Below are 23,298 nucleotides of genomic sequence, written 5' to 3'. Positions count from 1 at the left end.
ATGTTGTTCCTGCGTTTCGCCATCGCGACCGATCATTACGTCATCGAAGCCCAACATGTGGCCGAGGTGCTGCCGTGGCTCGCGCTCAAGCGCATGCCCGCCGCACCGGCCTGGGTGGCGGGGGCGTTCAGCTATCGCGGCGAGCCGGTGCCCGTCATCGATCTGACGCGGCTCGCCACCGGCGCGGGAGCGCCCGAGCGCCGGTCGACGCGTCTGGTACTCGTGCACTACCCGGCGCCCGGCCCCAACGCGCGTCGCCTCGGCATCCTCGTCGAGCGCGCGACGGATATGCTGCGTGCCGACGCTTCAGCCTTCCAGGCAAGCGGCGTCGATCTGCCCGAAGGCCGCTACCTCGGCCCGGTGCTCGATACCGATGAGGGACTCGTGCAGTGGGTGCGCGTCGATCAATTGCTCACCGACGAAGCGCGCGCGTTGCTGTTCGATGCGTCGCGCGACGCCTTGGCCGAAGCGCCGGAGGCGTCGTCATGAGCCATGTGCGAAACATCGAACGTTTGCTGCGCGACACCATGGGCCTCGACGCACAAACGCTCGGGGCGAATGCCATCGAGCGCGCCGTGCGTGCCCGGCTCGCCGCGCTGTCGCCCGACCTGCATGACTTGCACGATGCGTCCTCCTATTCGCAGTACTGGCAGCAACTTCAACAATCGCCGCAGGAGCTTCAGGCACTGATCGAAGCGGTGGTGGTGCCCGAGACCTGGTTCTTCCGTCACCGCGACGCCTTCACGGCACTGGCGCAAATGGCGCGCGACGAACGAAATGCACGAAGCGGGACGATGCGCGAGGGGCAGGCGTTACGACTGTTGAGTCTGCCCTGTGCCACCGGTGAGGAGCCGTACTCCATCGCCATGACGATGCTGGACGCTGGCTTCGCCGCGAATGAATTCACCGTCGACGCGCTCGACATCAGCGAACGTGCGCTCGCCGTGGCCCGCGAGGGGGTATACGGGCGCAATTCATTTCGCGGGCCGCCCGCATCGATGCAGTTTCGCGAGCACTATTTCACGAAGGAAGACGACAGCTTTCGCATCGTCGATGCACTGCGTACGCAGGTGCGCTGGCATTCGGGCAATCTGTTCGACGCGTCGCTCGCCGACCGGCTTGGCACGTTCGACTTCGTGTTCTTCCGTAACGTGTTGATCTATTTCGACCGCGAGGGCCAGTGCCGTGCGATTGCCGCGCTCTTGCGTCTCATGCGTCTGGGCGCGACGCTCTTCGCCGGACCGGCCGAAGGCGGCACGCTGACCAGCAACGGGATGACGTCGACCGGGCACGTACAGGCGTTTTCGTTCCGTGCAACCGGGCCCGTGAGCGATGTGGCGCCCTCGTCCGCCGGCATATCTCATATCGCCGGGACACTCGGCTCGTTCAATACGGCACTGCCGGTGAGTCCCGTCGATGCGGCTGCGCAACGGCGCACGCCGGCGATTCGCGTGGCGCCCGCCGGCCCCGCCCGCGCCTTCGTGCCGTTGCCACCAACGCCACCGGTGACCCCGCCAGTTGTGCCGAGCGTTGCCGCCACCGCCGACATTCGCGAACAACTCGAGCAGGCGCGCGTTGCTGCCGATGCGGGCGATTTCGTCCGCGCGGCGGCGTTGTGCCGCCACGTGCTCGCGACGGAGCGTGCCAATGCGCAGGCGGAATATTTGCTCGGACTGGTCGAAGACGCGCGCGGCGACGCGCAAGGGGCGCTCATTCACTACCGTCGCGCGTTGTATCTCGATCCGGCACATTACGAAGCGCTCGTGCATTGTGCTGCGCAGCTCGATGCGCGAGGCGACGCTGACGGTGCCAAACGGATGCTCGAACGCGCCGAACGCATACAAAGCACGGCAGGCACGGCTGGCGCCTCGGCCACCGAACCTCATGACCACGCACATCGCGATGGGACTCGACATCGATGACAAATCGCGAAATCGCGCGTGAGACCGGTCTTGCCCCCGGCGAGCGCGACCCGAATCTCAGGCTGAACGCCGACACGCATGCCTTGCATCGGCAGGCGGCCGAGTTGCTCGACCGGTTGCCGGTCGTGCCCGTCGACCCATCGCCCTGGCGCGCCGTTCCCGGTGAGGACGAAGCGGCGCGCGGCCCGTCGCTGCTGCTGTTCCGTGTAGCCGACGAATGGCTGGCGTTACCTGCCTCGACCATCGAAGAGGTGGCGCCGATGCGTGCCTGGCATTCGGTGCCGGGGCATCGTCAGCGAGCCCTGCTTGGGCTGGTCAACTTGCGTGGCGCGCTGGTGCCTTGCCTGTCGTTGGAGAAACTGCTCGGTGTGCAACCCGCACCGAAAGCTCAGGCCGCGCCCTCGAGTCTCTTGCGCACGAGTACGTCGCGTCTGCTGGCACTGCGTCATGGTCACCATCTGAGTGTGTTTCCCGTGACGGAAGTCCACGGCACCGTCACACCGGCAAAAACGGCAATGGGGTCTGTGCCTGCTACGACGCTGGGTGCGACCGACGGTTTCGCCGTCGCGGTACTGCGCTGGCGCGAACATGTCGTTGGCGTGCTCGATCCGTTGCGCGTTGGTGCGGCGTTCGACCGGAGTCTCGCATGAGCGACGATCTGCAGAACGCCACATTGCTCGACCTGTTCCGTATGGAGACTGAGGCGCAGGCGCAAGTGCTTGGCGATGGGCTGTTGGCGCTGGAGCGAACACCAGCCGACGCGTCGCGCCTCGAAGCCTGCATGCGCGCGGCGCACTCGCTCAAAGGCGCGGCGCGCATCGTTGGCATCGAGGCCGGCGTCTCGCTCGCGCATGTGCTCGAAGATGCCTTCGTGGCGGCGCAACGCGGCGCGCTGGTTCTTGATGTGGCGATCATCGACCGCCTGCTGCAGGGCGTGGATCTGCTTATGCGGCTGGCGCATCCGCCGGGCCGCGATGCGCTCTGGGCGCAAGGCGCCGGCAAGGCAGAGATCGACACCTTCGTTTCCGCACTCACCGAACAACTCGCCACGCTGACGAGCGGTGCGACGCCGGAAGCTGCCACCTCACACGCGCCCGAGTCGTTCGATTACGCCAGCTATGGCATGGAGACGGCGCAGCCATCCGTTGTGTCCGGGCCGGTGCCTGGGGGGACGGAGGAGCCGCCGCTTGCCCCCGCGTCGCACGACACGCGCGATACTCGTCCCGCCGACCCCGAATATCACGCGCGAGAAGACGATGAAGGTACGGATCACGCCTCGCGCGCGCTGCGCGTATCGGCCGATAGCCTGAACCGGCTATTGCGGCTGTCGAGCGAGGCGTTGGTGGCCTCGCGCTGGTCGCAGCCGTTTGCGCAATCGCTGCAACGGCTCAAGCGGCACCAACACGAAGCGGGCGATGCGCTCGACCGGGTAAGCTCGGCGCTCGCGCGAGCGGCAGATCGTTCCGACGAAGATCGTCAGCAGCTTCTCGCGGCACTGGCCGATCTGCGACGTGCACTCGGTGTAGGCGGATCGTTGCTGGCCGAGCAGATCCACGAACTTGACCAGTTCGACCGGCGCTCGACACAACTGTCGCAGCGGTTATACGACGAAGCGCTCGCTTGCCGTATGCGGCCGCTCGACGACCGGCTGGGCGGATTCGCGCGCATGGTGCGCGATCTGGGCCGCGCGCTCGGCAAACCGGCGCGGCTGGAAATTCGCGGCGCAGACACGCAAGTCGACCGCGACATTCTCGATCAGCTCGAAGCGCCGCTGGGCCATTTGCTGCGCAACGCCGTCGACCACGGACTAGAGAGCCCGGCCGAGCGTGCTGCGGCAGGCAAACCTGCCGAGGGTGTCATCACGCTGAGTGCGCGGCACAGCGCGGGTCTGCTGCTCGTGAGCGTGGCCGACGACGGCGCAGGTATCGATCTCGAGCGCGTGCGGCGGTCGGTCATCGCACGCGGGCTGGTTGCGCAAGACACCGCGCAGCAGCTCGACGACAACGAACTGCTCGAATTCCTGATGCTGCCCGGCTTCACGCTGCGCGATACAGTGACGGATGTCTCGGGCCGAGGCGTCGGCCTCGATGCGGTACGGGCCATGGCGGCGCTGGTGCGCGGCACGGTGCGTATCGAGCATGCGCCGGGGCGCGGCACGAAGTTCATCCTGCAATTGCCGCTGACGCTGTCGGTGGTGCGCAGCTTGCTGGTCGAGATCGACGGCGAGCCGTATGCGCTGCCGCTGGCGAGTCTGTCGCGCACGTTGGCGCTGCCACAGGAGAATATCGCCATGCTCGAAGGCCGCCCGCACTTTACGCTGGACGGCAAACAGATCGGGCTGGTGAGTGCGCAGCAGGTGCTGTGCGGCAGCGAACCTGTTGCGGCGGCCGCAGACCAGCCGGTGGTCGTGTTCGGCGAGGGCGATGCGCGCTACGGTTTGACCGTCGATAAATTCCTCGGCGAACGTATGCTCGTTGTACAGCCTTTGGATACGCGGCTGGGCAAGGTGCCCAACATCGCTGCCGGTGCGCTCACCGAAGACGGCTCGCCGCTGCTCATCATCGACACGGCCGATCTGGTGCGCTCGATTGCGAAGGCCGTGGAGATGGGGTCGCTCGAACGGCTGCCGGTGAGAGCCGCACAGGCGAGCGGGCGCGGCCGCAAGCGCGTGCTGGTCGTCGACGATTCGCTGACCGTGCGCGAACTCGAGCGTAAACTGCTCGCCGCGCGCGGCTACGACGTCAGCGTGGCCGTCGACGGCATGGATGGCTGGAATGCCGTGCGCAGCGAAACCTTCGACATGGTGATTACGGACGTCGACATGCCGCGCCTGGACGGCATCGAACTGGTCTCGCTCATCAAGCGCGACGCACGCACTGCCGATGTACCGGTCATGATCGTTTCATACAAGGATCGCGAGGAAGATCGCCAGCGCGGACTCGACGCGGGCGCGGATTATTACCTTGCGAAAGGCAGCTTCCACGACGACACGCTGCTGCGTGCCGTGGTGGATCTCATCGGGGAGTCGGGCTCATGAAAATCGGGATCGTGAACGATTCGATCATCGCCGTCGAAGCGCTGCGCCGCACGCTCGCGCAACGCCCGGGATTCGACGTGGCCTGGGTGGCGCACGACGGCGCGCAGGCGGTGGCGATGTGCGCACCTGTGCCGCCGGATCTCGTGCTGATGGATCTTGTCATGCCGGTGATGGACGGCGTGGCCGCCACACGCGAGATCATGCGCCGCACGCCCTGTCCGGTTCTCATCGTGACCTCGGACGTCGGCCATCATGCGAGCCTCGTGTTCGACGCGATGGGGGCAGGTGCCGTGGACGCCGTCGACACGCCGGTGCTCGGGGCGTCGGATCTGGCGCGCCCGGCGTCGTCGCTGCTCGCGAAGATCGACGCCATTGCTGCGCAGCAGGCCGACGCGCGGGTGCCGCAACCCGTGATCGCACCCGTCGCCGCTACGAGTACCGACGCGCTGGTGGCCATCGGTGCGTCCGCTGGCGGGCCGGCCGCGCTCGCCACGCTGCTTGGACGGCTGCCCGCGAACTTTGCCGCGGGCGTGATCGTCGTACAGCATGTGGACGATGCGTTTACCCCCGGCATGGCGACCTGGCTCGATCAGCAAACACCGCTCACCGTGCGTCTGGCGCAGGCGGGCGAGCGCCCGGCGACGGGGGTGGTGCTGCTCGCGGGCGGCAATCGTCATCTGCGTGTCGAGGCGAGCGGCCGTTGCGTGTATACCGACGATCCCAAGGATGCCGTGTATCGGCCGTCCATCGACGTCTTCCTGCAAAGCGTGGCCGAGAACTGGCGCTCGAGCGCGGTGGGCGTGCTGCTCACGGGCATGGGGCGCGATGGTGCGTCCGGGCTCGGCGCCATGCGCGCGCGAGGCTTTATTACGATCGCTCAGGATCGCGCGACGAGCGCCGTGTACGGCATGCCCAAAGCGGCAGCCGAAGCGGGCGCGGCGTCGGAGATTCTGGCGCTACCGACCATTGCGCCACAATTGGTGGCGTTGTTTGGAACTGTATGACAGGACGTAAATCATGACGACGACCCCACGTCAACCGAAGCCGGTGGAGCAAACGCTTGGCGCCGCGAGTAGCCTGAACGATTCGTCGGCGATGGTATTGCTCGTCGACGATCAGGCGATGGTCGGCGAAGCGATCCGGCGAGCGTTGGCCAACGAGCCGAATATCGACTTCCACTACTGCGCGAATCCCGACGACGCAGTGCGCGTGGCGGAACAGACGCGTCCTACCGTGATCCTTCAGGACCTCGTGATGCCGGGCACCGACGGTTTGTCGCTGGTACGACAGTATCGCGCCAGTCCGCTCACGCGCGACATTCCGATCATCGTGCTCTCGACGAAGGAAGAGTCGACGATCAAGCGCGAAGCCTTCGCGGCGGGGGCCAACGACTATCTGGTGAAGCTGCCCGACACCATCGAGCTGGTGGCCCGCATTCGTTACCACTCGCGCTCGTACATGAACCTGCTTCAGCGCGATGAGGCGTATCGTGCGCTACGCGAGAGTCAGCAGCAGTTGCTGGAAACGAATCTGGAGTTGCAGCGGCTGACGCATTCCGACGGCCTCACCGGATTGGCGAACCGCCGCTATTTCGACGAGTATTTCGGTGCGGAATGGCGTCGCGCGTTGCGTGAGCAACGCGAGATGGCGTTGCTGATGATCGACGTCGACAACTTCAAGATCTATAACGACACGTACGGCCACATCGCGGGTGACGATGTGCTGCGCCGCATTGCCAGCACGATTGCCGATGCTGCGTCGCGTCCGGCCGATCTTGCCGCGCGCTTCGGCGGCGAAGAGTTCGTGATGGTGCTGCCGAATACGGCGGGCGACGGCGCGGCAGTCATCGCCGAGAAGGTGCGCGCGCAGATCGACGCGATGGCGATTCCCCACGTGGGTTCGGCCAACGGCCGCCACGTGACGATCAGCCTCGGCGGCGCCGCGTTGGTTCCGCGCACTCACATGGCGTCGACGTCGTTGATCGAGTCGGCGGATCTGGCGCTCTATCGCGCCAAACAACGGGGCAAGAATCGCGTGGAGATGCAGCCGGGCGCTTCCTGAAGCCTGAGGGGGGGACATGACCTTCGAACTGTTCTATTGGCCGGGCCTGCAAGGGCGCGGCGAGTTTGTCCGCCTCGCCTTCGAGGCCACCGGCACGCCGTATGTCGAGATCGTGCAGGGCGAGCCGCCCGGTCAGGGTATGGACGGCCTGCTGCGCACGATGGACGATCCCCTGTGCACCGACCCGCCCTTCGCGCCGCCCTTTCTGCGCGTGGGCGACGAACTGATCGGGCAGACGGCAAACATTCTGGCGTATCTCGGACCGTTGCTCGGCCTCGTGGGCGCGTCGCCCCGCGCGCGCCGTTGGGTCAACCAGTTGCAACTGACGCTGGCCGATCTCGTGGCCGAAGTGCACGACGCTCACCATCCCATCGCGGGTCGTCTGTACTACAGTAATCAGCGCACGGAAGCGCGCAAGCGCACGGCGGAACTGATCGACTACCGTCTGCCGAAGTTCTTCGAATACTTCGAACGCGTGCTGGCGAACAACCCACACGCCGGTGGCTGGCTTTCCGAAGGCGAAATGTCGTATGCCGACCTTTCGCTGTTTCAGGTCGTCGAGGGCCTGCGTTACGCGTTCCCGCGTGCGATGTCGGAATTCGCCAAGGCGTTTCCACGCTGTCAGGCGACGCATGACGCCGTGGCGCGCGTGCCGCGGATCGCGGCGTATCTGAAGTCATCGCGCCGCATCGCGTTCAACACTACCGGCATCTTCCGCCACTACAAGGAACTGGATCGCGCCTCGCCGTTTTGACGCGGCGGGCGGGTCAGGCCGGCAGCGTTGTGTCGCCCGCGCTCAGCGGCCGTTGCATGAGCACGGTGTCGATCCAGCGGCCGAACTTGAAGCCGACGGATTTGAGCACGCCCGCCTGCACGAAGCCGCACGCGGTATGCAGGGCGAGCGATGCCGCGTTGCCGCTGTCGCCGACGTTGGCAATCAACTGCCGCCACGGACCGCCTTCGCACTGCGCGATGAGTGTGAGCAGCAGCGCGCGGCCCACGCCCTGCCCGGTCGCATCGGCGGCAATATACACGGAGTCTTCCAGCGTGAAGCGGTAGGCCGAACGCGGCCGGTAATGCGTGGCGTACGCGTAGCCGAGCAGCTTGCCGTCGCGCTCGGCGACGAGATACGGCAGCCCCGCGTCGAGCACTTTCGCGCAACGGGTGCGCATTTCGGCCTCGTCGGGCGGCACTTCCTCGAACGATGCGGTGCCGGTACGCACATGATGGGCGTAGATGGCCGTGATGGCCGGCAGATCCTCGTCGCACACGGCGCGCACCGTGCATGCGCTGCGCGCCAGTTCGACGCCGACGCGTTGCGGTGCGCCGGGAGCGGAGGAAGGTGAGGAGGACGACGGCATACGAACAGACCAGGACGTTGAATTTCACGACGGGCCGGTGTTCCGGCCCAGGACTGTCAGCAGTTTGCGCTTTGTCCGTTCATAAGAAAAGCTGGTGCTGATTATGAATCGCATAAGCATTGCTTTGAGATGCTCAAGCGCCCTGCACGCTTTCCTCGCCTCCGGCAGCGCTCGATTCTGCATTCATGGTGTCGAGGCGCTGACGCACGAAGCCGATGTGTTCGCGCAGCACATAGAACTGGTCGGCGTAGGCGAGCGGAATCTTCAGACGATTGACGGCGGCTTCGATGGCGTCGAGCCGGTGGCGAAGGTTCCGGTACTCGACGTGCGCGTCGTTGGCCAGCGCTTCGCGTTCCAATGCGATGAGCGCCCCGTACCAGCGATATAACCGTGATTTCACGCGCCAGCTATACAGCGACGGCACCAGCCGGAATGCCGGAATCAACACCACGATGATCGGCACGAGCAGTACGACGATGCGGTCGGCGAGGCTCGCGATCCAGAACGGCAGATGCCGGTACAGGAAGCCCTTGCCCGACTGGTAGTAGCGCGCGGCGTCGTCCGAGATCGGGAATTCATGCACCTGCGCCGACGGAAATTCTCCGGCTCGCTGCAACAGATTGGCTTTGCCGTGCACTTCCTTGGCGGCTTCGATGAGCAGGTCCGACAGCGCCGGATGCAAGCTGTCGCGCGCCACGAGTTCGACTGTCGGGCTGATGACGTGCACCGGGTGCGCCGGGAGATTGCGTCCGAGATCGAAGACCCCGCGCGGTAGCGTCAATTGATTCAGATAGGTGAAGCGGCGCGTGTACGCGTCGGCTTGCGCGAAATCCATCAGATGCACGCCGGGGGTGCGCATCAACTTGCCCATCGTCGGCCCGGTGGCGGTGTCGCCGGTGAGCATGGTGGCGTCCACACGGCCGTCGATCAGCGCTTGCGCGGCCTCTTGTCCGTCGTAGGCGGTGAGCGTGGTTGCACCGCCCGGCTCGATGCCGTTCGCCTTGAGCAGCGTGAGCGACAGCGTTCGGGCGCCGCTGCCCTCGCGGCCGATGGCGATGCGCTTGCCCGTCAGGTCCGAGAGCTTGGTCACGCGCGCGCCGCGATAGAACACGGAGATCGGGGCGTAGAACACGCTGCCGAGCGACACGAGACCGTCGACGCCGAGACCCTGCGATACGCCGCCCTGCACCAGTCCGAGGTCGACATCCTGCGTTTCGTCGGCGAGCCGCTCGACGTTCTGGCGCGAGCCTTCGGAGGTGAGTACGTTGAGCGTGATTCCGTCGCGCGCGAGGATCGTCTTGTAGCGTTGTGCGGCGTTCCAGAAGGAGCTGCCTTCCGGGCCGGCACTGAGCGTGACGGTGCGCGGCGGCGCTGGTTTCACGAGCCATACCGCGAGCCAGACGGCCGCAATCGCGATGAGCACCACGGGGCCGAAGGACACGGCGAGATCGCGCCAGGAAATGGCGACGAAGCGCGCACGGAGTCGCCGGTGGGCGGGTGGGTTCGAGTCGGTTGTCATCTAACAGGCAGGCATATCCAGCACCCGGCCGATCATACGCCATCCGCGGCAACTGGCGACGCCGCGCGGGCAAATCAGCGATGTGCGAGGCTTTGCGCGAGTTGTTTCCAGAGGTGGTCGGCAGCGGGCGACAGACGCCGTCCCACGCGCGTCATCATCTGGCTGGAGAAGCCCATCGCAATCGGGTGGTCGATGGGCACGGCCACCAACTCGCCGAGTTCGATGCCGCGCCGCGCCGTAATGGCCGACATGAAGGCCACGCCCAGGCCCGCCGCCGCGAGTGTTTGCGCTGTGTTGAACAGATCGACGCGATAGGCGGGCGTCACGTTCAGACGTGCCGTGTCGAGCACCGAGTGCACGAAGTGCTGCACACCGTGCGCCTCGGTCATGAAGATGAGCCGCTCGTGCACCAGTTCCGACGGCGGCACGCTCGTCATCCTGGCGAAGCGATGCGTGGGCGCGACCACGGCGCAAAGGGCTTTCGGTGCGAACGGGTGTATGCGCATGGCGGGATCGTCCGCCGAGCGCGCGCACAGGCCGATATCCACCACGTCGTCGCGCACCAGCGAGAGCACCGCGGGCGTCGGGCCGGAGCGAATCTCGACGAGGATGTCCGGATAGCTCATCGAGAATCGTTGCAATGCCTGCGCGATCAGGCGGCCGATGAAACCTTCCCCGACCCCGATAGCGACCCTGCCGCGCTTCAGATGCCGGTATTCCTCCAGCCGCGCCGACAGGTCGTGCTGACGGCGTTGACCGTCGCGGTAATAGTCGATGAGCACCTGACCGATCTCGGTGACGCTCACATTGCGTCCGCGCCGCTCGATCAACGGGAAACGCAGACGCCGCTCAAGTGCCGCGACCTGCCGGCTGACCACGGACGGATTCACGCTCAGCGCTTCGGCGGCCATGCGCACGCCGCCCGTCGCGGCAATTTCGGCGAGATATTTGAGCGGACGCTCGCCAATGTCGTCCATCCACGACGCGTTTGCCATGTTTGCTTCACTGTTACGTTCGAGCGAATACGCCGGTCCGCCCCGGCGTTGACCCGGTGGCCGCCGCCGGACGCGTCCAATGCGCCGGTGATTCTCTGTAAGCCATTGAATTGGAAATGATTTGTGCCGTCGATGCCGGTATTTACCTATCGTGACAGCGAGTCCAATTGTTGACTTGAGAGCAACATTTTGCCGTGGTTTACGTCATGGGTGGGGATTTTCGTCGGTGCAATACTCCGCGATATTCAAAAAAATGAGGAGTCCCCGATGAGCGAGATTCGCTATTGCGAAGTGGGTGATCTGGCCGATGCCCGCGAGCAACTGGCCGACATTCGTCACCATATCCACCAACACCCCGAGCTGTCCTACGAGGAAGTCGACACGTCGCGCTACGTGGCGGAGAAGCTCGAGAGCTGGGGTTATCAGGTCACGCGTAACGTTGGCGGTCACGGCGTAGTGGCCTCGCTCACCGTGGGCACGAGCGGTCGCACGGTGGGGGTGCGTGCCGACATGGATGCGCTGCCGATTCACGAGCAGACCGGTCTCGCGTATGCCAGCGTGCACGACGGCAAGATGCACGCCTGCGGCCATGACGGCCATACGACCGTGCTGCTCGGCGCGGCACAACATCTGGCGAAGACGCGCAATTTCGACGGCACCGTCCATTTGATTTTCCAGCCGGCGGAAGAAGCCGGTTCGAACAGCGGCGCCGAGCAGATGATTGCCGACGGCCTGTTCGAGCGCTTCCCGTGCGAAGCGATCTTCGGTCTGCACAATCACCCTGGCGTGGCCACGGGCACGTTCGGTTTTCGCGCCGGTCCGCTCATGGCCGCGTGCGACACCGTCAAGATCCGCATTCACGGCCGTGGCGGCCACGCGGCGCGCCCGCACCTGGCCATCGATCCGGTGGTGATCGGCAGCAGCCTCGTGATGGCCTTGCAAACCGTGGTCGCACGCAATATCGACCCGACAGAAGCCGCAGTGGTCACCGTCGGCACGTTCCATGCCGGTTTTGCCCCCAACGTGATTCCCGAAGACGCCACGATGGAACTGAGCGTGCGCTCGTTCTCTGCGAAGGTGCGCGCCACGCTCGAAGCGCGTATCCGCGCGCTGGTGACGTCGCATACGGAAGGCTACGGCGCGAGCGCCGACATCGAGTACATCCGCGGTTATCCGGTGCTGGTGAACAGCGAGGCAGAGACGGAATTTGCGCGCGGCGTGGCCGAAGCGCTGGTCGGTGCCGAGCACATCATCTCGCCGTTCCCGCCGATCGCGGGCAGCGAGGACTTCGCCTACTACCTGCAGAAGGTGCCGGGCTGCTTCATTCGCCTGGGTAACGGCGAAGGCAAGCCGATGCTGCACAACGCCAAGTACGACTTCAACGACGACAATCTGACCATCGGGGCCGCCTTCTGGACGCGACTGGTCGAACGCTTTCTCAGCAAGGATCGCGCATGAGCATCGCAACGCAATCGTTCCCGGTTGACGGCGCACAGCCGTCGACAATGAGCCCGGCGCAGCAGCGCAAGATCGTTTTCGCCGCCGTCATCGGCAACCTGCTGGAGTTCTTCGACTTCACGGTCTACAGCTATTTCGCGCTGACCATCGGCAAGCAGTTCTTCCCGGCGGACGACCCCATCACGTCGTCGCTGCTCGCGTTCGCCGTGTTTGCCGTGGGCTTCGTGATGCGCCCGCTGGGCGGCATCGTGATCGGCCGCTATGCCGACCGTGCCGGGCGCAAGCCGGCGCTCACGCTCACCATCGGTCTGATGGCACTCGGTTCGGTGGCCATCGGCCTTGCGCCGACGTATGCGCAGATCGGTCTGGCGGCACCGCTGCTGATCGTGGCGGCGCGTTTGCTGCAAGGCTTTGCGCAAGGCGGCGAGTTTGGCGCGGCGACGGCCACGCTGCTGGAAATGGGGGGTGCGAAGAGCCGTGGCTTCCGTGCAAGCTGGCAGTTGGCGAGCCAGGGCGCGGCCGCGCTGCTCGGCTCGGGGCTGGCCGCAAGCCTCGGCTTCCTGCTCTCGGACGACACCATGCATAGCTGGGGCTGGCGTATCCCGTTCCTGCTGGGCACGCTGATCGCGCCGGTCGGTATCTACCTGCGCCGTCACATTCAGGAAGAGCCGCCGAAGCCGAAGACTGTTGCCGGTCGTGACGATCCCAAGCATGGCCTGTACGTGCGCAACTGGTTCCTCACGATCTTCTCGATCATGGGGATGTCGGTGTCGACGTACGTGATGATGTACTACATGCCGACGTACTGCATTCAGTACCTGGGCCTGCCGCCGAAGATGTCGATGCTCGCCGGCGTTGCCGCCAGCACGATCTCGCTGGTGATGTGCCCGATCTACGGCGCGTTGTCGGACAAGATGGGCCGCCGCAAGCCGCTTACGATTGCCGGGCGCGTGGGGCTCATCGTGCTGCTGTATCCGGCGTTCTGGATCATGACGCACTTCCCGTCGCTGCCGGTGGTGCTTGCCGCCCTGATCGTGCTGATGCTCTGCTACACGATGGGCTCGGCCCCGGCTTACGCGCTGATGCCGGAGAACTTCCCGAAGCATCTGCGTGCGGGCTACATGTCGAGCGCGTATGCCATCGCGGTGTCGGTGTTCGGCGGTACGGCGCAGCTCGTCGCGGGCTGGCTGATTCGCACGACCGGCAACAAGATGGCGCCGGCCTGGTACATGATCGCCTGCGTGGTCATCTCGCTCATCGCCGTATCGATGTTCGAGGAAACCGGCAACAAGGCGCTCGACGAGTAATCGTCCGAGATAGGTGGCCCCGTGCGAACGCCGTGCCAATCAGTCTCGCTGCATGAAGGCCGACTTCACCGCCGATCGAGGACCTTCACCACCAGCGCGGCGGCGGTCGCGCGGGTTTCCACGTGGAGCTTTCGGAACAGGTGTTCGAGGTGCTTGTTGACCGTGCGGGGCGCCATGCCGAGGATGTCCCCGATGTCGCGATTGGCTTTGCCGCGCGACACCCACAGGAGCACTTCGGCTTCGCGTGCGGTCAGGCCGAAGCGCAGGGCAAGCGCCGTGCAGTAAGCGGTGTCGTCGGCTTCCGTGAGCGTGACGATCCACTCACCGCTCTTCGGGGCCGGGGCAGCCGTGGCGGAACGGCGAACGTTCTCGAGTACGCATTCATGGACGACGTCCGCCGGCGCGCCGTGCGCAAGCCAGGTTACGAACCAATGCAGCAATGGCGCAGGCAAACGCGGTTCGACGACGTCCTCGTGCGTCGCCCCGTAGGCCGCGATCTGCCGCGCCGCCTGAGGACTCTGCCAGCGGATCGTGCCGTCCTCCGAGACGATGAGCGCCGCGCGCGCGTCGAGCGAGAGCGCCGCTTGTGCATAGGATTGCGCGCGCGAGCGCACCACATGCGCGCCAATGCGCGCGCACACCTCTTCCGGGCGCACGGGTTTCGTCACGTAATCGATACCCCCGACGCGAAAGCCACGCACGACATGCTCGCTTTCCGTCAGTGACGTCATGAAGATGACCGGAAGATGCTCGTGACGCGGGTCCTGTTTGATCCGCGTGCAGGTCTCGAAGCCGTCCATCGCGGGCATCATCGCGTCGAGCAGCACGACATCCGGCGTGACCCGCGACAGACACTTCAATGCCGCCTCGCCGCTTAACGCGACGAGCACCGCATAACCGTTCGCTTGCAGGGTATCGGAGAGAAAGGCGAGATTGTCGGGTGTGTCGTCCACGATGAGCACGACAGGACGGTTTCCCAGCCACTCCGGCGGGTCGCTCGCCTCCGTGCGTACGTCATGCGCCGGTGGCGCGGGGCAGGTGGACAAGCTCATTTTCAAGTTCCCTTAGCTGAAAGCGTTCGGCAAGTGCGCGTAGCGTGTCGATCTGGGCGGACAACGCCGGGTGGACGCGACGCGCCTCGTCGAGTTGCTCGACGACCCCCTGCACATAGCCGACGTCGAGATGCTCGCGGATACGCTGCAAGACCCCCTCGGGCAGCGCGAGCTGGATGGCGCCGGACGTCGCCGCCGATGTTTCCGCCCGCGCCCGGCTGGGCGGCGCCGTCGGTTCCGACGCAATCCATTCCAGCGAAAGCAGTTGCGCGAGCTTGTCGAGCAACAGATTCACCTGCAACGGCTTGGCCAGATAGCCTGCGCAGCCGGACGCGCCGGCACGCTCGCGATCGTCGGCGAAAGCGTTGGCCGAGAGCAATACGACGGGCGCCTCCGAGAGCTGATTCTCGCGAATCAGGCGGCTGGTTTCGTAGCCATCCATCAACGGCATGGAGATGTCCATGATGATCGCGTCGGCGGTGTGGGTGCCGAGCCATCGCAACGCGTCGGGACCGCTGGCGACTTCGGTCACGTCGAAGCCCAGCGGCGTGAGCAGTTGGACGACGATCCCCCGCTGATCGGCCAGGTCGTCCACCACCAGAATCGTGCGGCGCGGACCGGCGTACCCGCGAATGCCCGCCAACTCGGTGTAGACGTCGGGTGCGCTTCGCACCGCCGGTGCGAAGAGTTTCACGATGAAGCGCGTGCCGCGTCCGACCTCGCTGTGCGCGTCCAGACTGCCGCCGAGCGCATGCGTGAGCAATCGGCAGATCGTCAGTCCGAGGCCCGCGCCGTGATCGTTCGCATGGGCGGCGTCGCCGCGCTCGAACGGCAGGAAGAGACGCGCCATTTCCTCAGGGGCGATGCCGGGTCCGGTATCGATCACTTCGAACTTCAGCGTGTCCAGCGCGTGACTCACGCGCAGCGTCACCGTCCCTGCCGACGTGAAGCGAATCGCGTTGCCGATCAGGTTGGTGAGAATCTGCCCGAGGTACTTCTGATCGCACTTCACCGTTCCCGGAATTCGACCGACGGTCTGGACATCGAAGGCGAGCGCCTTTTCCATCGCCAACGGACTCATCATCGACGACACGTGAGACACGAAATCGGTCAGCGACACTTTCGTGATGTTCAATTGCAGCTTGCCGGCCTCGATGCGCGCGACGTCCAGCAGTCCGTCGACCAGCGCAAGCAGATGCTCGCCGCTGCGATGGATGGTGCGAACCGCGTTGTAGCGTGTTGGGGACAGTTCTTCCTTCGCCTGCATCAGAAGCTGCGCGTAGCCGAGGATGCTGTTGAGCGGCGTCCGTAGTTCGTGACTGAGGCCCGATACATAACGGCTCTTGGCCTGATTCGCCGACTCGGCGGCTGCGGTCGCGCGCTTGAGCGCCTCGTCGGTCTTCTGGTGCGCTTCGATTTCCTGCATCAGCAATTCGTTCTGCCGTTGCGATTCCTCTTCCGTGACGCGGCGGCTCTCGCGCTCCAGCACGAACCACCACGCCGCGATGCAGCCCACGAGGGCGAGCGAGAAGAAGATCTTGAGGAAGCTGCTGCCTATGACCCCGACTTCCGCCGCGCTGATCGACGCCACACTCTGCGACCAGATCAGAAGCAGAACGCCGGCCAACACGATAAGGATGGCCAGCACGAGGCTCGCATAGCGAATGAGCCGCAACGCGGCCGGCCCCAGTCGCAGGCGCGGAAACACGGAGTGCAATGCGCGATCGGCCTGCGCGGAGAAGCGCGCGTGCGGCTTGCAGCGATCGTGGCAGCGGGAGTCCAGCGAGCAGCAAAGCGAGCAGATCGTGCCGCCATATGCCGGACAGTGGGCCGTGTCCTCCGGCTCGAATGCGTGCTCACAGATCGCACAGCGCAGCGATCCGGCGTCGCCGGTCGATTGCGGCTCGCGCGCGAGGTAGTACTTGCCGCGTGTCGCGATGGCAATGATCGGCGCGCAGACGAACGCCACGCCGAAGGCGAGGAACAGCGACATCGCCTCGCCAAGCTCGCCGAAGACGCCGGCCCGGGCCGTGAGGGCCGCCACGACGCCCAGCAACATCGCGCCCAGCCCGACGGGATTCACATCATAGAGATGCGCGCGTTTGAACTCGATGTGACGCGGGCTGTATCCCAATGGTTTGTTGATGACGAGATCGGCGCACAGCGCGCCTATCCAGGCCACGGCGACATTCGCATACAGCGAGAGCACCTTGCCGATCACCTCGAAGACACCGATCTCCACGAGCAGCAACGCGATCATCACGTTGAAGACGAGCCACACCACGCGCCCCGGATGACTGTGCGTGAGACGTGCAAAGAAGTTCGACCAGGCCAGCGATCCTGCATACGCGTTCGTCACGTTGATCTTGAGTTGCGAGACGATGACGAAAAGCGTCATGGCCGGCAGCGCCCAGCTAGCCAGCCCTGCCGGATCGAGCAGGATGTGATACGCGACGAGATACATCTGCGTGGGCTGCGCGGCTTGTGCGACACCCACTTCATGCTGGATCGCCACGAATGCGAGGAAGGCGCCGCCGAGCATCTTCAGCGCACCGGGTACGATCCAGCCCGGACCGGCGGACAATAGCGCGAGCCACCAGCGCTTGCGGTTGCGCGCCGTCAGCGGCGGCAGAAAGCGCAGATAGTCCACCTGTTCGCCGATCTGCACGATCAGCGCGAACACGACCGTCGACGCCTGCCCGAACGCAATGAGACTGAACGCCCGGCCTTGCGGGGCGAATCCCGCGAACGTGGTCCACTCGCGCATCATCCCAGGGTGGTGCCACAGCACTGCGGCGTAGGGCAACACGAACAACACGATCCACAGGGGCTGCGTCCAGCTTTGCAGCCGGTTGATGAGCGTGATGCCGAACATCACCAGCGGAATCACGACGAGCGAACTCACGACATACGCGAGCGCCAGCGAGATGTGGAAATAGAGCTGTAACGCCAGCGCCATGATGGCCGCTTCGAGCGCGAAGAACAGGAATGTGAAGATGGCGTAAAGGAACGACGTCACCGTCGAGCCTATGTAACCGAAGCCGGCGCCGCGCGTGAGCAGATCCATGTCCACGCCGTAGCGCGCCGCGTAATAGCTGATCGGCAGGCTCGTCAGGAAAATCAGGATCGAGACGGCGGCGATGGCCCAGACCGCGTTGGTGAAGCCGTAATTGATGACAAGGCTGCCGCCGATGGCCTCCAGCACCAGAAACGACACGCCGCCGATTGCCGTGGTCGCGACGCGTAATTCCGACCAGCGGCGAAACGAGCGCGGGGTGAAGCGCAGCGCATAGTCTTCCAGCGTCTCGTCGCCGACCCAGGCGTTGTAATCCCGCCGCACCTTCACGATGCGCTGAGTGCTGAGCGCGCTGACTGAACTTTGGTGCATCTTGGCCATGAAGACGTGAAGACGATCCGGATTGGTGCAAAAAAGCGTCGGGTGTAAAGCCCAAAGCAAATTACATTCCACCGCCCCACCCGGGGAATACGTCAATCGACGTATTCCGATCGTCAAATTGGCTCCCTACATTGCGTTCAAACCCGTGAAACCCGCCCGCCGCGCTTCTCGCACAGGGCCTATGATCAGGAGAACGTGATGTCCGCAGACGATCGATTCGAAGATGACGAGCGCATGGCTTCGCCGTTGCGCAGGCGGTTGCTCGGCGGCCTCGCCGCGGCCCCGCTCGTGGCGCTGGGCCTGCCGCGAACGTCGTTCGCACAGGTGCCGCCGACGGCCAAGGTGAACACCACCGGCCTCGCCGTGACCGACACCACGGTCACGGTCGGCCAGTTGCACTCGGCAACCGGCACGATGGCGATCTCCGAGACGGGCTCGATTCAGGCAGAGCGTCTTGCCATCGAACAGATCAATGCGATGGGCGGTGTGCTCGGACGTAAGATCAACATCATTCAGGAAGACGGTGCATCCGACTGGCCGACCTACGCCGAGAAATCCAAGAAGCTGCTCGAGAACGACCACGTCGCGGCCGTTTTCGGTTGCTGGACGTCGGCCTCGCGCAAGGCGGTGCTGCCGGTGTTCGAGAAGGACAACGGCTTGCTGTACTACCCGACGTTCTATGAAGGTCTGGAGCAGTCGAAGAACGTCTTCTATACCGGTCAGGAAGCCACGCAGCAGATTCTCTGGGCGCTCGACTGGGCGTCGAACACGAAGAAGGCCAAGACGTTCTTCCTGATCGGCTCCGACTACATCTGGCCGCGCACGTCGAACAAGATCGCGCGCCGTCATATCGAGCAGCATCTTCACGCGAAGGTGGTCGGCGAAGAGTATTACCCGCTCGGCACGACCGAGTTCAATTCGCTGATGAACAAGATCAAGCTCGCACGTCCCGACTGCATTTTCGCGACGGTGGTGGGGGGCTCGAACGTGGCGTTCTACAAGCAACTCAAGGCAGCGGGCATCACGCCCCAGAAGCAATTCCTGCTGACCCTTTCCGTCACGGAAGACGAAGTGCTGGGTATCGGCGGCGAAAACTTCGCAGGCTTCTACTCGTCGATGAAGTACTTCCAGTCGCTGGATAACGACAACAACAAGAAGTTCGTCGCCGCATTCAAGGCGCGTTACGGCGCGAAATCGGTGATCGGCGACGTGACACAGGCGGCCTACCTCGGCCCCTGGATCTGGAAGGCCGCGTGCGAGCGCGCGGGCAGCTTCGACGTGAACAAGGTGGTCGCCGCGTCTGCGGGCATTGAACTGCCCAACGCACCCCAGGGCTACGCGAAGGTCGATCCGAACCATCACCTGTGGAGCCGATCGCTGATCGGCGAAGGGCAGGCGGACGGACAGTTCAAGGTCGTGGCGAGTTCGCCGGAGCCGATCCATCCGGATCCGTTCCCGAAGGGCTACATGTAATCCCTCAACCCGCACAGGCGCGACGACCGGACGGTCGTCGCGCGAGGAGCGTCAGATGTCCGCCAACGACATTTTCAATATCACGCTGATGCAAGGCTTTGCGGGACTGCGCCTGTTCAGCGTTCTGCTGCTCATGGGGCTCGGACTGGCCGTGATCTTCGGGCAGATGGGCGTCATCAACATGGCGCACGGCGAATTCATGACCATCGGCGCCTATACCGTCTACATGTTCTCGTGGGTCACCCAGAACGTCTGGCCGGTATTCGCGCCCGTGTATTTCTTCTTCGCCATCGTCGCTGCCTTCGTGCTCGCCTTCGGGGCGGGATGGCTGGCGGAATGGGCGCTGATCCGGCATCTGTACCGGCGTCCGCTCGACACGTTGCTCGCTACTTGGGGCCTGAGTCTGGGCATGCAGCAAGTGTTCCGTTCGACGTTCGGACCGAAAGAAGTCAGCCCGGCGCTGCCCGACTGGCTCATGGGGTCGTGGGAGCCGGCACCCGGTCTCGACATTCCGGTGAGCGGCATGTTCGTGATGGCGCTCGCGCTCGTCATGACGGGCGGCCTGTTGCTGGCGCTGTACCGCTCGCGTTGGGGGCTGCGTGTGCGCGCGACCGTCGCCAACCGGCCGATGGCAAATGCGGCGGGCATCAATACCCGCCGCACCGACCGGATGACATTCGCGATCGGCTGCGGCATCGCCGGCGTCGCCGGTGCGGCGTTCACGGCCATCGGGTCGACAGGGCCGACCAGCGGCTCGCTCTATATCGTCGATTCGTTCCTGGTGGTGACGTTCGGCGGTGCGGCGAGCCTGCTCGGCACGGTGGCCTCGGCCTTCGGCATTGCGCAGATGCAGTCGATCAGCGAGTTTTTCCTTTCCGGTTCGATTGCCCGCGTGGTGACGCTCCTCACCGTAGTGGTCATTCTAATGCTGCGCCCGCAGGGCCTGTTCGCCTCGAAAGTCCGGCGCGTGTGATTCGCCGGTGCGCCGGTGTCCCGGTCGTCGACCGATTCCTCTGTATGGAGAGATGTACATGGAACCCATCCAAACCTCGGCGGGCGGCGTCTCCCTCCGAGCCGAGGCCCCCGTCCCGCCCGTCGGCTGGCGCGCAATGCTGGCGCGCTTCGATGCTTCGGGCTACGCGGGCATCGTGATACTGGCCGTGCTCATCGTCGTCGTGTTTCCGCTCGCGCTCGACGCGTTTCGCCTGAACCTCATGGGCAAGTACCTGACGTATGCATTCGTCGCCGTCGGACTGGTGATCGCATGGGGTTACGGCGGCGTGCTCAGTCTCGGGCAGGGCGTCTTCTTCGGGCTTGGCGGGTATGCGATGGCGATGTTTCTCAAGCTCGAAGCGTCGAGCGCCGCAGCCACGAGCACGCAGACCACCCCGGGCATTCCGGACTTCATGGACTGGAATCAGCTCACCGCGCTGCCGGATTGGTGGAAGCCGTTTCACTATCTGCCGTTCTCGATCCTCGCGGTGCTCGTCGTGCCGACGGCGCTTGCCTTCGTGATCGGTTACGCGATGTTCAAACGGCGGGTCGGCGGCGTGTATTTCGCCATCATCACGCAGGCCGTCGCGCTGATTCTGTCGGTGCTCATCATCGGCCAACAGGGATATACCGGTGGGGTGAACGGCATCACCGATCTGCGCACGCTGCTCGGCTGGGACATTCGCACGGACCACGCGAAGCTCGTTCTTTACTTTGTCAACGCGGCGTTGCTGATCGTCGCGTTGCTGCTGTGCCGGTGGGTGCAGCGCGGCAAGCTCGGTACGCTGCTGCTGGCCATGCGAGACAAGGAGGACCGCGTGCGGTTCTCGGGCTACGACGTCTCGATGTTCAAGGTGTTCTCGTTCTGCTTCGCCGCGTTGCTCGCTGCGATCGGCGGCGCGATGTTCACGCTTCAGGTCGGTTTCATGTCGCCGTCGTTCGTGGGCATCGTGCCGTCCATCGAGATGGTGATTTATGCGGCGGTCGGCGGACGTATGTCTCTTGTCGGCGCGGTGTACGGCGCGATTCTCGTCAATCTGGGCAAGAGCTGGTTCTCCGAGAGTTTCCCCAACCTCTGGCTGTATCTGATGGCGGCCATGTTCATCGGCGTGGTGATGGCCTTCCCGAACGGTCTGGCCGGTCTTTTCGATGCGCATGTGCGCCCGCGAATTCGCCGTTTTCTCGGCGCCGGGAGCAAGGCAGAAAGGGAGCGTAAAGCATGAGCAACACCGACTTTCTTCTGGCGATAGAAGATCTCACTGTTTCGTTCGATGGGTTCAAGGCGATCGATTCCCTGAATCTGTATCTGGAGCGTGGTGAGTTGCGTGTCGTGATCGGTCCCAACGGCGCCGGCAAGACGACGCTGCTCGATCTTATCTGCGGCAAGACGAAGGAGACGGCGGGCAGCATCAAGTTTCGCAACGAGGAAATCACGCGACTGGCCGAGTTCAGACGCGTGCACAAGGGGATAGGCCGCAAGTTTCAGACGCCGTCGATCTACGAAAACCTGAGCGTCGCGCAGAACCTCGAAGTGTCGTTCCCGCGTGGGCGCGGCGTGTTCGGTGCGCTTTTCTACCGCACGGATAGCGAGGTTGCGGATCGTGTCCGATCCGTTGCTGAAGAGATCGGTCTGTCGGCCTTGCTCGACCTCGAAGCCGGTTTGCTGTCGCACGGACAGAAGCAGTGGCTGGAAATTGGTATGCTTCTTATGCAGGATCCCGAACTTTTAATGCTGGATGAGCCGATTGCCGGTATGAGCGTGCGCGAGCGCGAGCTGACGGCTGAGCTGCTCGATCGAATCTGTCGCAACCGCTCAATGATCGTCATCGAGCACGACATGGCTTTCGTCGAGCGGATTGCGCACAAGGTCACCGTGATGCATCAGGGAAAGATTCTCGCCGAGGGCCCGATGGCCAAGGTGCAATCCGACCCGCGTGTGATCGATGTTTATCTCGGACACTGATCGGAGGACACATCATGTTGGAAGTCGATGATCTTGTCGTCAGCTATGGCCAGAGCGAGGTGCTGCACGGCATCGGCTTTTCCGTCGCCAGCGGCGAAAGCGTTGCGGTGATGGGCCGCAACGGGATGGGCAAAACAACGTTGTTCAAGTCGTTGATCGGCATGTTGCCCGCGAATCGCGGCACCGTTCGTGTGGACGGTGTCGACGTGTCGAGGGAGGAGAGCTTCCGGCGCGTGGCCAAGGGGATCGGTTACGTTCCGCAGGGCCGCCAGATTTTTGCATCGCTCACCGTCGAAGAGAACATCCAGACCGGGCTCGAGAATGCGGCGAGTCAGTCCGTTCCCGACGATCTCTACGCGTTGTTTCCCGTGCTGTTCGACATGCGCCGCCGCAAGGGCGGCAATCTCTCCGGCGGACAGCAGCAACAACTCGCCATTGCGCGCGCGCTCGCGACCAATCCCAAGGTACTGCTGCTCGACGAGCCGACCGAGGGGATTCAGCCGTCCGTCATCAAGGACATTGCCCGGGCGCTCAATCACATTCGCGCGACGCGCAACATCGCCGTGGTCGTTTCCGAGCAGGTGCTGAGTTTCGCGATGGACGTGGCGGACCGACTGTTCGTTATCGAGGGCGGGCGCTTCGTTCATCAGAGCACGCGGGACACCGGCGATGCCGGGCGCATACGCGAATACCTCTCCGTGTAATCCGACGCCGCGTGGCGTCATTGATCGCCGGTGTCTGGCACCGGCATTTGAAACCA

Annotated in this window: 19 protein-coding genes; 14 read left to right on the top strand and 5 right to left on the bottom strand. The window is 64.4% G+C overall.

Annotated elements, in window-relative coordinates:
• The 7 genes from PCO31110_RS04360 to PCO31110_RS04330 are packed head-to-tail and all read left to right on the top strand — an operon-like array spanning window position 1 to window position 7,774.
• Window positions 1–489: a chemotaxis protein CheW gene (locus PCO31110_RS04360; RefSeq protein ID WP_150689701.1), complete on the top strand. Its 489-nt coding sequence runs from the start codon at window positions 1–3 to the stop codon at window positions 487–489.
• Window positions 486–1,922, top strand: coding sequence for a CheR family methyltransferase (locus tag PCO31110_RS04355; RefSeq protein ID WP_150689700.1), 1,437 nt, complete (start codon window positions 486–488; stop codon window positions 1,920–1,922). The genes PCO31110_RS04360 and PCO31110_RS04355 overlap by 4 nt, the downstream gene beginning before the upstream one ends.
• Window positions 1,919–2,572, top strand: coding sequence for a chemotaxis protein CheW (locus PCO31110_RS04350; RefSeq protein ID WP_150689699.1), 654 nt, complete (start codon window positions 1,919–1,921; stop codon window positions 2,570–2,572). Before PCO31110_RS04355 ends, PCO31110_RS04350 begins: the two co-directional genes overlap by 4 nt.
• Entirely contained in the window at window positions 2,569–4,959 is a 2,391-nt protein-coding gene (locus tag PCO31110_RS04345; protein WP_150689698.1) for a hybrid sensor histidine kinase/response regulator, read from the top strand. The genes PCO31110_RS04350 and PCO31110_RS04345 overlap by 4 nt, the downstream gene beginning before the upstream one ends.
• Complete coding sequence (locus PCO31110_RS04340) at window positions 4,956–5,963, top strand: chemotaxis response regulator protein-glutamate methylesterase (RefSeq protein ID WP_150689697.1); 1,008 nt, start codon at window positions 4,956–4,958, stop codon at window positions 5,961–5,963. Before PCO31110_RS04345 ends, PCO31110_RS04340 begins: the two co-directional genes overlap by 4 nt.
• A gap of 13 nt (window positions 5,964–5,976) precedes the next feature.
• A complete protein-coding gene (locus tag PCO31110_RS04335) occupies window positions 5,977–7,020 on the top strand; it encodes a diguanylate cyclase (protein WP_010806722.1) in 1,044 nt (347 codons plus the stop codon).
• Window positions 7,021–7,036: 16 nt separating this feature from the next.
• The gene (locus PCO31110_RS04330; protein WP_010806721.1) at window positions 7,037–7,774 is read left to right on the top strand and encodes a glutathione S-transferase; all 738 of its coding nucleotides are present in this window, start codon (window positions 7,037–7,039) and stop codon (window positions 7,772–7,774) included.
• Between the two features lie 13 nt (window positions 7,775–7,787).
• Here the strand turns inward: PCO31110_RS04330 and PCO31110_RS04325 are convergent, their stop codons facing one another.
• The 3 genes from PCO31110_RS04325 to PCO31110_RS04315 form a co-directional block, all read right to left on the bottom strand.
• Window positions 7,788–8,381 carry a GNAT family N-acetyltransferase gene (locus PCO31110_RS04325; protein ID WP_010806720.1) on the bottom strand — a complete coding sequence of 198 codons (594 nt, stop codon included), beginning with the start codon at window positions 8,379–8,381 and terminating at the stop codon, window positions 7,788–7,790.
• Between the two features lie 133 nt (window positions 8,382–8,514).
• Complete coding sequence (locus PCO31110_RS04320) at window positions 8,515–9,900, bottom strand: TAXI family TRAP transporter solute-binding subunit (RefSeq protein WP_010806719.1); 1,386 nt, start codon at window positions 9,898–9,900, stop codon at window positions 8,515–8,517.
• A gap of 74 nt (window positions 9,901–9,974) precedes the next feature.
• On the bottom strand, window positions 9,975–10,895 hold the full coding sequence (locus tag PCO31110_RS04315) for a LysR family transcriptional regulator (RefSeq protein ID WP_150689696.1): 921 nt from the start codon (window positions 10,893–10,895) through the stop codon (window positions 9,975–9,977).
• A 267-nt stretch (window positions 10,896–11,162) separates the two neighbouring features.
• On the opposite strand from PCO31110_RS04315, the gene PCO31110_RS04310 reads away from it, so the two are divergent.
• Together PCO31110_RS04310 and PCO31110_RS04305 are read left to right on the top strand one after the other, a co-directional pair.
• On the top strand, window positions 11,163–12,353 hold the full coding sequence (locus tag PCO31110_RS04310; RefSeq protein ID WP_010806717.1) for a M20 aminoacylase family protein: 1,191 nt from the start codon (window positions 11,163–11,165) through the stop codon (window positions 12,351–12,353).
• A complete protein-coding gene (locus PCO31110_RS04305; RefSeq protein ID WP_010806716.1) occupies window positions 12,350–13,660 on the top strand; it encodes an MFS transporter in 1,311 nt (436 codons plus the stop codon). The genes PCO31110_RS04310 and PCO31110_RS04305 overlap by 4 nt, the downstream gene beginning before the upstream one ends.
• A 65-nt stretch (window positions 13,661–13,725) precedes the next feature.
• Here the strand turns inward: PCO31110_RS04305 and PCO31110_RS04300 are convergent, their stop codons facing one another.
• Both PCO31110_RS04300 and PCO31110_RS04295 read right to left on the bottom strand, forming a co-directional pair.
• Window positions 13,726–14,712 (bottom strand): response regulator transcription factor, encoded by a 987-nt coding sequence (locus PCO31110_RS04300; protein ID WP_246189717.1) that lies wholly within the window; start codon window positions 14,710–14,712, stop codon window positions 13,726–13,728.
• A complete protein-coding gene (locus PCO31110_RS04295; RefSeq protein ID WP_168162945.1) occupies window positions 14,675–18,100 on the bottom strand; it encodes an ATP-binding protein in 3,426 nt (1,141 codons plus the stop codon). Before PCO31110_RS04295 ends, PCO31110_RS04300 begins: the two co-directional genes overlap by 38 nt.
• Window positions 18,101–18,307: 207 nt before the next feature.
• Between PCO31110_RS04295 and urtA the strand changes: the two genes are divergently transcribed.
• The 5 genes from urtA to urtE are packed head-to-tail and all read left to right on the top strand — an operon-like array spanning window position 18,308 to window position 23,242.
• Window positions 18,308–19,582 (top strand): urea ABC transporter substrate-binding protein, encoded by a 1,275-nt coding sequence (gene urtA / locus PCO31110_RS04290; RefSeq protein WP_010806713.1) that lies wholly within the window; start codon window positions 18,308–18,310, stop codon window positions 19,580–19,582.
• A 55-nt stretch (window positions 19,583–19,637) separates the two neighbouring features.
• Window positions 19,638–20,555 carry an urea ABC transporter permease subunit UrtB gene (urtB, locus tag PCO31110_RS04285; protein WP_010806712.1) on the top strand — a complete coding sequence of 306 codons (918 nt, stop codon included), beginning with the start codon at window positions 19,638–19,640 and terminating at the stop codon, window positions 20,553–20,555.
• A 58-nt stretch (window positions 20,556–20,613) separates the two neighbouring features.
• A complete protein-coding gene (urtC, locus tag PCO31110_RS04280; RefSeq protein WP_010806711.1) occupies window positions 20,614–21,798 on the top strand; it encodes an urea ABC transporter permease subunit UrtC in 1,185 nt (394 codons plus the stop codon).
• The gene (gene urtD / locus PCO31110_RS04275) at window positions 21,795–22,538 is read left to right on the top strand and encodes an urea ABC transporter ATP-binding protein UrtD (protein WP_010806710.1); all 744 of its coding nucleotides are present in this window, start codon (window positions 21,795–21,797) and stop codon (window positions 22,536–22,538) included. The genes urtC and urtD overlap by 4 nt, the downstream gene beginning before the upstream one ends.
• 14 nt (window positions 22,539–22,552) lie before the next feature.
• Window positions 22,553–23,242 (top strand): urea ABC transporter ATP-binding subunit UrtE, encoded by a 690-nt coding sequence (urtE, locus tag PCO31110_RS04270; protein ID WP_150689695.1) that lies wholly within the window; start codon window positions 22,553–22,555, stop codon window positions 23,240–23,242.
• Window positions 23,243–23,298: the final 56 nt, after the last annotated feature.

Origin of the sequence: Pandoraea communis, from assembly GCF_902459745.1 — a bacterium.
GTDB lineage: Bacteria > Pseudomonadota > Gammaproteobacteria > Burkholderiales > Burkholderiaceae > Pandoraea > Pandoraea communis.
Note: the sequence above shows the minus strand (reverse complement) of the source record. Positions and strands in the feature narration are given on the sequence as shown.

Excerpts from the sequence above, each read along its gene's own strand:
- urtC (WP_010806711.1), top strand. The coding sequence starts at position 20,614 with ATGGAACCCATCCAAACCTCGGCGGGCGGCGTCTCCCTCCGAGCCGAG.
- urtA (WP_010806713.1), top strand. The coding sequence starts at position 18,308 with ATGTCCGCAGACGATCGATTCGAAGATGACGAGCGCATGGCTTCGCCG.
- urtE (WP_150689695.1), top strand. The coding sequence starts at position 22,553 with ATGTTGGAAGTCGATGATCTTGTCGTCAGCTATGGCCAGAGCGAGGTG.
- urtD (WP_010806710.1), top strand. The coding sequence starts at position 21,795 with ATGAGCAACACCGACTTTCTTCTGGCGATAGAAGATCTCACTGTTTCG.
- PCO31110_RS04295 (WP_168162945.1), bottom strand. The coding sequence starts at position 18,100 with ATGCACCAAAGTTCAGTCAGCGCGCTCAGCACTCAGCGCATCGTGAAG.
- PCO31110_RS04350 (WP_150689699.1), top strand. The coding sequence starts at position 1,919 with ATGACAAATCGCGAAATCGCGCGTGAGACCGGTCTTGCCCCCGGCGAG.
- PCO31110_RS04300 (WP_246189717.1), bottom strand. The coding sequence starts at position 14,712 with ATGAGCTTGTCCACCTGCCCCGCGCCACCGGCGCATGACGTACGCACG.
- PCO31110_RS04325 (WP_010806720.1), bottom strand. The coding sequence starts at position 8,381 with ATGCCGTCGTCCTCCTCACCTTCCTCCGCTCCCGGCGCACCGCAACGC.
- PCO31110_RS04320 (WP_010806719.1), bottom strand. The coding sequence starts at position 9,900 with ATGACAACCGACTCGAACCCACCCGCCCACCGGCGACTCCGTGCGCGC.
- PCO31110_RS04315 (WP_150689696.1), bottom strand. The coding sequence starts at position 10,895 with ATGGCAAACGCGTCGTGGATGGACGACATTGGCGAGCGTCCGCTCAAA.
- PCO31110_RS04345 (WP_150689698.1), top strand. The coding sequence starts at position 2,569 with ATGAGCGACGATCTGCAGAACGCCACATTGCTCGACCTGTTCCGTATG.
- PCO31110_RS04330 (WP_010806721.1), top strand. The coding sequence starts at position 7,037 with ATGACCTTCGAACTGTTCTATTGGCCGGGCCTGCAAGGGCGCGGCGAG.
- PCO31110_RS04360 (WP_150689701.1), top strand. The coding sequence starts at position 1 with ATGTTGTTCCTGCGTTTCGCCATCGCGACCGATCATTACGTCATCGAA.
- PCO31110_RS04305 (WP_010806716.1), top strand. The coding sequence starts at position 12,350 with ATGAGCATCGCAACGCAATCGTTCCCGGTTGACGGCGCACAGCCGTCG.
- PCO31110_RS04340 (WP_150689697.1), top strand. The coding sequence starts at position 4,956 with ATGAAAATCGGGATCGTGAACGATTCGATCATCGCCGTCGAAGCGCTG.
- urtB (WP_010806712.1), top strand. The coding sequence starts at position 19,638 with ATGTCCGCCAACGACATTTTCAATATCACGCTGATGCAAGGCTTTGCG.
- PCO31110_RS04310 (WP_010806717.1), top strand. The coding sequence starts at position 11,163 with ATGAGCGAGATTCGCTATTGCGAAGTGGGTGATCTGGCCGATGCCCGC.
- PCO31110_RS04355 (WP_150689700.1), top strand. The coding sequence starts at position 486 with ATGAGCCATGTGCGAAACATCGAACGTTTGCTGCGCGACACCATGGGC.
- PCO31110_RS04335 (WP_010806722.1), top strand. The coding sequence starts at position 5,977 with ATGACGACGACCCCACGTCAACCGAAGCCGGTGGAGCAAACGCTTGGC.